General features: G+C 54.0%; 13 protein-coding genes and 1 pseudogene. 3 read left to right on the top strand and 11 right to left on the bottom strand.

Annotation, left to right across the window (positions count from 1 at the left end; all coding sequences use genetic code 11):
- Positions 1-12: 12 nt before the first annotated feature.
- Together ACMWKK_RS25630 and ACMWKK_RS25635 are read left to right on the top strand one after the other, a co-directional pair.
- Positions 13-210, top strand: a pseudogene (locus ACMWKK_RS25630) (hypothetical protein); the annotation flags it as partial.
- A gap of 28 nt (positions 211-238) precedes the next feature.
- Positions 239-502, top strand: coding sequence for a hypothetical protein (locus tag ACMWKK_RS25635; RefSeq protein WP_021243021.1), 264 nt, complete (start codon positions 239-241; stop codon positions 500-502).
- A gap of 30 nt (positions 503-532) precedes the next feature.
- Here ACMWKK_RS25635 and ACMWKK_RS25640 read toward each other — a convergent pair whose 3' ends face one another.
- Positions 533-712 carry a Rop family plasmid primer RNA-binding protein gene (locus tag ACMWKK_RS25640; RefSeq protein WP_021243020.1) on the bottom strand — a complete coding sequence of 60 codons (180 nt, stop codon included), beginning with the start codon at positions 710-712 and terminating at the stop codon, positions 533-535.
- Positions 713-780: 68 nt separating this feature from the next.
- Here ACMWKK_RS25640 and ACMWKK_RS25645 point away from each other — a divergent pair, with 68 nt between their 5' ends.
- Positions 781-1,146, top strand: a complete 366-nt coding sequence (locus tag ACMWKK_RS25645) for a hypothetical protein (RefSeq protein WP_021243019.1) — start codon at positions 781-783, stop codon at positions 1,144-1,146.
- Between the two features lie 61 nt (positions 1,147-1,207).
- On the opposite strand, the gene ACMWKK_RS25650 is transcribed toward ACMWKK_RS25645, so the two are convergent.
- The 10 genes from ACMWKK_RS25650 to ACMWKK_RS25695 all read right to left on the bottom strand — a co-directional run bounded on the left by ACMWKK_RS25650 (position 1,208) and on the right by ACMWKK_RS25695 (position 6,009).
- Positions 1,208-1,507 carry a type II toxin-antitoxin system RelE/ParE family toxin gene (locus ACMWKK_RS25650; protein ID WP_021243018.1) on the bottom strand — a complete coding sequence of 100 codons (300 nt, stop codon included), beginning with the start codon at positions 1,505-1,507 and terminating at the stop codon, positions 1,208-1,210.
- Entirely contained in the window at positions 1,497-1,760 is a 264-nt protein-coding gene (locus tag ACMWKK_RS25655; RefSeq protein WP_000072676.1) for a hypothetical protein, read from the bottom strand. Before ACMWKK_RS25655 ends, ACMWKK_RS25650 begins: the two co-directional genes overlap by 11 nt.
- 137 nt (positions 1,761-1,897) lie before the next feature.
- Entirely contained in the window at positions 1,898-2,350 is a 453-nt protein-coding gene (locus ACMWKK_RS25660) for a hypothetical protein (RefSeq protein ID WP_125125741.1), read from the bottom strand.
- A gap of 548 nt (positions 2,351-2,898) precedes the next feature.
- A complete protein-coding gene (msrA, locus tag ACMWKK_RS25665) occupies positions 2,899-3,393 on the bottom strand; it encodes a peptide-methionine (S)-S-oxide reductase MsrA (protein WP_021243016.1) in 495 nt (164 codons plus the stop codon).
- Complete coding sequence (gene msrB / locus ACMWKK_RS25670) at positions 3,383-3,844, bottom strand: peptide-methionine (R)-S-oxide reductase MsrB (protein ID WP_021243015.1); 462 nt, start codon at positions 3,842-3,844, stop codon at positions 3,383-3,385. The genes msrA and msrB overlap by 11 nt, the downstream gene beginning before the upstream one ends.
- 23 nt (positions 3,845-3,867) lie before the next feature.
- Positions 3,868-4,005, bottom strand: a complete 138-nt coding sequence (locus ACMWKK_RS25675) for a hypothetical protein (protein ID WP_021243014.1) — start codon at positions 4,003-4,005, stop codon at positions 3,868-3,870.
- Positions 4,006-4,078: 73 nt separating this feature from the next.
- Entirely contained in the window at positions 4,079-4,585 is a 507-nt protein-coding gene (locus ACMWKK_RS25680; RefSeq protein ID WP_001567380.1) for a DUF417 family protein, read from the bottom strand.
- A gap of 30 nt (positions 4,586-4,615) precedes the next feature.
- Entirely contained in the window at positions 4,616-4,876 is a 261-nt protein-coding gene (locus ACMWKK_RS25685) for a DUF1471 domain-containing protein (protein WP_001567381.1), read from the bottom strand.
- A gap of 212 nt (positions 4,877-5,088) precedes the next feature.
- Positions 5,089-5,646 (bottom strand): TetR/AcrR family transcriptional regulator, encoded by a 558-nt coding sequence (locus tag ACMWKK_RS25690; protein ID WP_001567382.1) that lies wholly within the window; start codon positions 5,644-5,646, stop codon positions 5,089-5,091.
- 96 nt (positions 5,647-5,742) lie between these two features.
- A complete protein-coding gene (locus ACMWKK_RS25695; protein ID WP_001567383.1) occupies positions 5,743-6,009 on the bottom strand; it encodes a YdgH/BhsA/McbA-like domain containing protein in 267 nt (88 codons plus the stop codon).
- Between the last annotated feature and the right edge of the window lie 109 nt (positions 6,010-6,118).

A 6,118-nucleotide genomic window follows, 5' to 3' on the forward strand; every position in this document is an offset into this window, starting at 1 on the left:
TGAGACGACCCCTATCTGTTCAACCGCCGGGCGAACGGCATCGATGAAATCTGGTACATCTGCCCGGACAGGCCGACGCTCGTCCGGGTGCAACGGGCAATTTTGGCGGTGGATGAAATCGTGAACCCACAGACCGGCGAGGCCCGAAAAACGGCAGAGCTGGACCGGGAACGGCTGTTTGCCTGCTTCAAATTCATGGTCATGGTCTGAGGTTAATCATTCATTTATGAGGTGTTTTATGACAAACCGGATTGCGGTTGTGGGCCGGGAGGCCCTGCTTATGGTCGGGGCGATGGCCGGAGGGCTGTGTGTGCTGGCCGCGCATCTGCTGAAATTGTTCTGGCGCGTGCTGCCGGTGTTTCTGCTGCTCTACGGGTTCGTGCAGTTTCTGGCGAGGAACCCGGCGATCCGTGACTGGTTGTTCCTGCATTTCGGGCAGGGAGGCACGGCGGCGATCCTGATCGGTGGTACCCTTCTTTGCCTGCGTCGTCTGATGAAATGACGGCAGACAGCACCGGCCGCGTCGGTGCTGTTATTCCTCCCCGAGCTGGTCCCGCATTGCCAGCCAGAGCGTTTCCGCGTCCTCGTGCAGCCGTTCGCACATGTCGGCCGCGGTATCCATATCCAGTTCGTTCAGCTTTTCCAGCAACAGCAGCGACTGATCCCTGATGAATTTTGCCATGTTGAGGGCGGTTTTTTCCTGTTTCGTCATGTTTCTTTCCTTCCGGGCATGGTGTGCGCCTGTCGGGTATACTGTCTCAAAAATAGCGGGGTGAGACAATGGCGTGGGTGACGGTGAGACAGGCCACGGAACTGACGGGAAAAGCCCGAAGTTCCCTGTATCGGGATATGGCTAAAGGCCGCGTATCATACCGGACGGAGGCTGATGGTGGTCGTGTCGTAGATACCAGCGAGCTTATCCGGGTGTACGGTGAGTTAAGACTGATTGAGACTCATGATCGGGACGGGTTGAGACTGCCGGATGAGACTGAAAAAACGGTATCAGAGGCGCTGATTGCGGAGATAAAAGCGCTGCGGGAAGAGGTGGCCGGGCTGCGGCAGGAAATGCAGGCCATGAGACTACTGGAACACAAAACGGAGACAGCAGAGACACCGCGCCGGTGGTGGCAATGGGGGAAGCGCTGACGCGCTGCGCTTGTCCAACCGGCGACGGCCACGCAATGAATTGCGCCCCCGTCACCCGTTATCAGCGGACGGAGTGGGGATTCTGGCGCTGGCCGACTACGGCCAGAACCCGGATTTTCTGCGCCGGGTCATTCACATCATAGAGGACATGCTGTCCCATCAGGCTTATCCGGCGAACGTCCTCGCCATAGCGTGAGTCCACTTCGTAGAGACGCGGAAAGTCTGCCAGCTTGTCTGCGGCCGCAAGAACGCGATCGGTGACGTTCCGCGCATCCCACAGAGATGAATTTTCCGCGATGTAGTCAAACAGTGCCGTTACGTCCTCGATGGCTCCCTGCTTCCATTCCACGTCATACGGCATCACGCAGTTCCTGATAGCGACCATGCAGCCGCTGGCGGAGTTGTTCCGTGGTCATGCCCGGGCGTGTATCAGCGCGGGCTGCAGTCACTTTGGCGCGAACCTGATCTTCATACTCGGCCTGTGCCAGTTCTTCGTTAGCCAGGCGCTGCAACAGTGCTGCCTTGTCCGGGCCACCTTCCGGCAGTATGCGGGGCAGACTTTCGGCCAGTTCCCGCAAGAAGTTGGCGTTTTCGTAGTGTGTGGTATTGCTCATTACAGAGCCTCCGGGGTTGATGCGTCGACATGAAGGAGTTTAGCAGGGACACTCCCTGAAAAATATGCTGAATCCGGTACGCGAAGCGTTACTTCCTTGTACTGGCTGTTCTCTGTTATTCGTGCTGTCTTGCAGGCTTACTGCGGGTTGCTGTCTTTTTTTTCTCGCTGCCTGAGTCCCTCAGCAAAACCGACCATCCAGCCTAATGGATCATGCTGCGCAGCCCCTGACAACAGCGCGTCAGATTCCAGTCCGGCTTGTCGTCCTGCCTCTCTGACATCTTCTCGTACCCATACCGCAATTTGCTTATAACCCGCCTCGCGCATACGTGCTTTATAGGCTGCCTGGCCGCGTGCATTCTTGATCAGATACTTGCGGTTGCTAGTGATATCGCGTGTCTTGTTGTTTGAACCGGTCATTAATTCCTCAGGCATTACAGAGTTGTCGTACACACAGAAAACATTACTAGTAATTATGATTGTTGTGAGTATTCCAGGGAGAAAATGAGAGATTTCCCGCGCAAAAGGGCGCTTTTTGGCGGTTTCAGGTGGTAAACGCACTGAAACGGGCCGCCATGCAGTCCGGTGCATAGCCATTCATGCCATCAGAATTCATCAGGCAAGTTTTGCGGGGTTTTCGCCGGGTAAGCTGTGGTTTTCACCGGCTTCGCGCTGAAATCGCCCTGAGCGCGTTTTAGCGGTGCGTACAATGAAGCCTTTATGTTAAATAGGGGCTTTTGTTGTCCGGAAAAGGCTGAGCAAAAATACGATAAACAGTGTCATACCGGTAACCAGCATGACATAGCCGGCTGTTGGGTTATAAGTCAGACAGAAGGCTGTGCAGGCACTGGGGGCGTGTATGCGAAAAAGCCCGGCAAAACACAGACTGGCCGAGAGTCCGTAAAATAACGATCCTGCGATAACGGTCAGCATAATTCTAAACATTGTCCCTTTGTCCCTTTGACCCTAATCATCCTCATCTTTTTTCTAATATGCCCCTTAAAATCAGGATGTTGATTGTTTTGTATGCAAGAAATGGACTAAAGAAATTTGTTTGTGATCCCATTCTCGTTTCTGCATATGAACAAAAAAGCCCCGCACATGGGCGGGGCTGAATGCTGCGAGTCTGCGACGGTGACTTATCCCGGAAGCGTCCAGTCAGGTCGTTCAAAATGGCAGGTATAGCCGTCGGGATTATGCTGCAGGTAATCCTGATGCTCTGGCTCTGCAGACCAGAACTCACCGGCCTGCTCTACTTCTGTCACCACGACTCCGGGCCAGACTCCTGAATCATCTATTTCACGGATAAGCTGGTTTGCCTGCTGCTTTTGCTCCTCTGTGGTGAAAAAGATGGCTGAGCGGTAGCTTGAGCCGACGTCATTACCCTGACGAAGTATTGTTGTAGGGTTGTGAATACTAAAGAAATATTCCAGTAGTTTTCGGTAGCTCAGTTTATCCGGGGAATACACCACCTTCACCGCCTCCGCATGTCCTGGGTGGTGCTGGTATGTCGGGTTATCATTACGTCCGCCGGTATAGCCCACTTCGGTGCTGACCACGCCATTGAGTTTGCGGATCAGCTCCTGGACACCCCAGAAACAACCACCGGCAAGGATTGCCACATCAGTTTTCATGCTTATCTCCTTTCTCAAACAGGGGAAGAAATTCACCGTATCCTTCTGTTTCCAGAGCGCCTTTCGGGATAAAACGCAGTGAAGCCGAGTTAATGCAGTAACGTAATCCACCGGTATCCTGTGGCCCGTCAGGGAAGACGTGTCCCAGATGGCTGTCACCGTGACGGGAACGCACTTCAGTACGCACCATGCCATGACTGAGGTCGCTCAGGTTGTGGACGTTGTTTTCCACTGGTTTGCTGAATGCCGGCCAGCCACAGCCCGAATCAAATTTGTCCTTCGACGAGAACAGTGGCTCACCGGAGACGATATCCACGTACAGTCCGTCCTCAAAGTGGTCGTCATATTCTCCGGTAAACGGGCGCTCAGTGGCGCTTTTCTGGGTGACGCTGAACTGCAGTTCCGTCAGTGCCTGAATGGTCTGTGGGTCTTTTTTATACGGTTTGTTCATATCGCTCTCCTGACAAATCTCACTCACCGGGACGGGTCCTGCTCATGAATAAGATCCAGATAGTGTTTTTCAAAGTCCGGGTTGGCGGGGAGCGACTTATTTTCCAGGTAGCGCTCTAAAAAGTAGCGGGGAGTGATCCCCGCCCGAAAGGCGGCTTCCATGCCTCTCACCATGAACCCGGGAGTGGTGTCATATTTGCTGGCCAGAAATATCAGGCTGCTGCGTAATTCAGGGTCACCCCATGGCTGACAATGCGTCAGACGAGCGGGGTTTGTGCACGGCGCTGAGTTGCTTCGCCCTCCGGTTAATCAGTGTCCGTCGCAGGTCATGACGCAACAGCACCAGTCCAGCCCCAATCAGAAGAACATCCTTGATAATGAAGCTGTCAATGCGACCCAGCTGCGGCAGAAGGCTCAGGGTGACGATGCCGGTGCCTGCCACCATCAGGGCGCCTGCTGCACCCACTGCCGGCCGGAAAAATCCGGCAATCAGGGCCAGAAGGGTGATATTTTCCACCACGCCGAGTGCGTAGCTGAGCCCCTGAACGCCGAGAGCCGGATACAGCGCACCGAGCCAGGTGCCTGGCAGCAGGTGGTGAAGGGCATTGGCCTCGAAGGCAAACCATTTGTAGGTGCCAAACAGGGCGAAGATGAAAATCACTGACAGCCGCAGAACCATAATGTCCAGGCCTGACGTTTTACGAAGTAACCGGCGCAGTTGTGTCTCGACGTTATTTTTCATGGTGTGTGTCCTTTTATTTTCGTTTTGTGTTTATGCAAACAGCGTGGCGCGGGCATGAACGAAACGGGCCTGCTCAAGCTCAGAAATCAGATAAGCGGCAGCGCCATGTTCAAGGGCTTCGCGGATAACCTCCCGCTCCAGCTCATCCACGGAAGACACCCAGCCAACAGAGAGTGTACGGACCGGTACCAGAGCTGCTTTTTCTTCCTCAGTAAGATCGGATTTGATGATGACCGGTCCATGGGCTTTACGGGTGAAGACAGCGATAACGTCGTTGATAAGTGCTTTCATAATGATGCCCCCTGCATGTCTGTTTTATTGTGTTGTCGTGTTGTTAATATTTATTCTACCTACCAGTAGATAGATTGGCAAGGGGTAACTGGAAATTAAACGCAAGGAAAGTCTTAATGTCTTCTGAGGCCCCCGGAATACAGGCGTTGTCAGCGGTGATTTTTTTGAGTGCTGGCTGCCCCGGTTAAACCGGGGCAGCCACAGGCGTGGCTTTACGGGCGGGAGAGTAGCTGAATAAGCGCGCTCATGGTGCGGGAACAGGCATCATGAGGAGGGATCCGATTGAGCATCAGGGCCCCTTTAATGGCGCTGCCGATGATAATGGCCACGTCAGCCGGCTCAGCAGTAAAAGCCAGTTCACCGCTTTCACGACCCGAAACCAGCACACTGGTCAGGATGCGCAGGTCGGTTTGTGCCAGTCGTGAGGTGGCTTTCTGAAGAGGTTCTTCAAACAGGGCGCTGTCGGACAGCATGGCGTGAATGCCACACATCTGGCCGCTGTCGGCGCATTTGAGAAATGCGTCCATATAACCCTGCAGACGGGCTTTACCCGGTGGCAGCTGTAACAGGGCAGCTTCCAGTTTCAGCAGGCTGGCCTCCTTGTATTCACAATAGGCAAGCCCGAGGTCGGTTTTGGTCTGAAAATGGTAATGGATACTGGCCTTCCGTATTCCCAGACCGTCAGCGAGATCAGCATAGCTGAAGCCCTGGTAGCCGTTCTGCTGGATAAGGGTATCAGTCAGTTCAATCAGACTGTCATGGGTGGACATAATGTTCTCCTGGCACCTGCGGGTGCCTGTTATTCAGACACAACTGCGCCCGGAAACCAGAAGGGTTCCGGGCGCAGTTGCGAGGGTAACGGGTATTCAACGATACAGGACAGCGGTACCGGAAAGTTTATTCATACCGGTGGCACTGGTGATGCGGTAGTGTGTGGCCCCGGCATCAGCGGCTTTCATATCCAGTGAGGCCACCAGGTCATCCAGGGTGGTGAAGCCACCGGAAGAGACCACCCCAATTTTTTGCAGCGATGCTGCTTCGCTGCGGGAAACCATTTGCGGGCTGGCGGCATAGCTCAGTGCGCTGGCGGACAGGGCGATGATGGCAAGGGTGGTTTTGATGATGTTTTTCATGATGACGCTCCTGATGTTCTGTTGTGTGTTTTTGTTTGTGTGTCGTGTTGTTAAAATCAAATCTACCAACCAGTAGATAGGTTGGCAAGTGTTAATTGGGGTCCGCTTG

Origin of the sequence: Enterobacter sp. 01-M-03-SI-ECC (assembly GCF_047530215.1) — a bacterium.
In the GTDB taxonomy this organism is placed as follows: domain Bacteria; phylum Pseudomonadota; class Gammaproteobacteria; order Enterobacterales; family Enterobacteriaceae; genus Enterobacter; species Enterobacter chengduensis.

What these genes read in the sequence shown, in the direction of transcription:
- msrA (WP_021243016.1), bottom strand. Translation starts at nt 3,393, where the DNA reads ATGAAAACTGATGTGGCAATCCTTGCCGGTGGTTGTTTCTGGGGTGTC.
- ACMWKK_RS25680 (WP_001567380.1), bottom strand. Translation starts at nt 4,585, where the DNA reads ATGAAAAATAACGTCGAGACACAACTGCGCCGGTTACTTCGTAAAACG.
- ACMWKK_RS25655 (WP_000072676.1), bottom strand. Translation starts at nt 1,760, where the DNA reads ATGAGCAATACCACACACTACGAAAACGCCAACTTCTTGCGGGAACTG.
- ACMWKK_RS25695 (WP_001567383.1), bottom strand. Translation starts at nt 6,009, where the DNA reads ATGAAAAACATCATCAAAACCACCCTTGCCATCATCGCCCTGTCCGCC.
- ACMWKK_RS25690 (WP_001567382.1), bottom strand. Translation starts at nt 5,646, where the DNA reads ATGTCCACCCATGACAGTCTGATTGAACTGACTGATACCCTTATCCAG.
- ACMWKK_RS25675 (WP_021243014.1), bottom strand. Translation starts at nt 4,005, where the DNA reads ATGGAAGCCGCCTTTCGGGCGGGGATCACTCCCCGCTACTTTTTAGAG.
- ACMWKK_RS25635 (WP_021243021.1), top strand. Translation starts at nt 239, where the DNA reads ATGACAAACCGGATTGCGGTTGTGGGCCGGGAGGCCCTGCTTATGGTC.
- ACMWKK_RS25645 (WP_021243019.1), top strand. Translation starts at nt 781, where the DNA reads ATGGCGTGGGTGACGGTGAGACAGGCCACGGAACTGACGGGAAAAGCC.
- ACMWKK_RS25660 (WP_125125741.1), bottom strand. Translation starts at nt 2,350, where the DNA reads ATGCACCGGACTGCATGGCGGCCCGTTTCAGTGCGTTTACCACCTGAA.
- msrB (WP_021243015.1), bottom strand. Translation starts at nt 3,844, where the DNA reads ATGAACAAACCGTATAAAAAAGACCCACAGACCATTCAGGCACTGACG.
- ACMWKK_RS25640 (WP_021243020.1), bottom strand. Translation starts at nt 712, where the DNA reads ATGACGAAACAGGAAAAAACCGCCCTCAACATGGCAAAATTCATCAGG.
- ACMWKK_RS25685 (WP_001567381.1), bottom strand. Translation starts at nt 4,876, where the DNA reads ATGAAAGCACTTATCAACGACGTTATCGCTGTCTTCACCCGTAAAGCC.
- ACMWKK_RS25650 (WP_021243018.1), bottom strand. Translation starts at nt 1,507, where the DNA reads ATGCCGTATGACGTGGAATGGAAGCAGGGAGCCATCGAGGACGTAACG.